At 49.3% G+C, this 1,650-nt stretch carries 1 protein-coding gene and 1 pseudogene; both read right to left on the bottom strand.

Translation table 11 applies throughout. The features are described 5' to 3' along the window. Window positions 1-1,149 (bottom strand): VCBS repeat-containing protein (locus ABF87_RS10065; protein ID WP_193568007.1); only part of this gene is annotated, 1,149 nt, incomplete at its 3' end. Window positions 1,150-1,258: 109 nt separating this feature from the next. Next, window positions 1,259-1,650: pseudogene (locus ABF87_RS10060) on the bottom strand (calcium-binding protein); the annotation flags it as partial.

Here is a 1,650-nt window from a genome sequence, read left to right as displayed (position 1 = left end):
ATTGCCCGCGCCACCATTCATGGTGTCAGCGCCGTTCCACCCCCTCAGCGTATCGTTGCCGGCACCGCCGGTCAGCGTATTACTCTTGGTATCGCCCGTTAAATCATCGTTGAATTTGCTGCCTATCAGATTCTCGATATTGGTCAGGGTATCCAAGCCTGCACCCAGCGTGTTCTGTTGCGTGGTGATCAGCAGTGACACGCTCACTCCACTGCCGGCCGATGCATAGGTGGCGGTATCGTTGGACGAAGGCGTACCGGTCAAAACATTGTTGCCTGCCGTGCTCGCCACCAGCAAACCATTGTTGACAATGAAATGGGTATTACCTCCATTACTGAACCGGTAAGCATAGCTATCGCCCACGAAAGCATCTAAATCCCCATCGCCATCGATATCAACAAGCACAGGACTTTCAACACCCCCCACATCCGTCAAGCCATACAAATTTGAACCGATATTGACAAATACCGGATTACTGGCTGTTTCCGTATTCCTAAAGAAAACTGTTCCGCCATAACCTCCTACGATGGCGTCCAAATCACCATCCCCGTCTATATCAGCAAACTCAGGGTTGGCGTTGGAACCCACATCACTCAAACCGAAGGGATTGGTCACAGGCGCAGCAAAGATGGGATTTTCCGAGGTTCCAGTATTTCTAAAAAATAGCAGACTTCCCGTTGAAGTACCTATAAAAGCATCCATATCCCCATCGTCATCGATATCTGCAAAGCTGGGGCTAGCGGCACTGCCCGCACTCGTTAAGCCAAACGGATTGGTAACTGGAGCAGCAAACGCTGGATTTCTGGCATTACCCGTGTTTTTAAAGAATAGTGTATCGCCACCGGCCGGATAATCGCTCTTTCCGATAAAGGCATCAAGATCTCCATCGCCATCGATATCAACAAAAGTAGGATTCGCCTTTAGACCAGTGTTATTCAAACCAAACGGATTAGTAATGGACGGTGCAAAAATGGGGGTATTGATCGTGCCAGTATTTCTAAAAAATTGCATATCTCCATAATAATCCCCTATAAAAGCATCCAAATCTTTATCTCCATCGATATCGACAAGAGTAGGATGGGCAAGGAAACCTGTATTACTCAAACCGAAGGGATTGCTGGAAACATAAGTAAAAACGGGATTCGCCATGACAATTCTCCAAAAAATTATTGTTATCGATTGAGGTCATCGATATGCCTCAAAAGGTGTTTAATCTCGCTAATGAAACGGTCATTCAACTCATCGATCCGTATTCACCTTAAATCACTGTGATATCCAAATGCGTCAGTCCCAGCCCGGCGCCCAGCGTGGCGATCTGCACCGCCGCGCCTGCGCCATTGCCGTTGGCGTCATAGATCAATGCCCCGGTTGCATTGTTGTAGATGACGTGATCATTACCATCCAGCGCTTGCGCGCCTACCCGGAATTGGGCTGCCGGCAGAACGCCTGTTGCTGCCAATGCCGTAAATACGCCATTCTCCAATTGTAGGGTGTCATTCGCCACGTTGTAGTCCGTGATCCGGGCAGTATTTCCTGTCACTGTAAAGCGGAAAATATCGTTGCCGGCGCCGCCGGTCAGGATATTCGTTCCAGACCCGCCGTTGAGAAGATCGTTCCCCCCGCCTCCACTGATCGTGTCATTTCCAGCCA

It is taken from the genome of Nitrosomonas sp. JL21, assembly GCF_009833095.1.
Classification (GTDB): domain Bacteria; phylum Pseudomonadota; class Gammaproteobacteria; order Burkholderiales; family Nitrosomonadaceae; genus Nitrosomonas.
The sequence above is the reverse complement of the archived record's forward strand: the minus strand, read 5'-3'. Positions and strand labels throughout refer to the sequence as shown.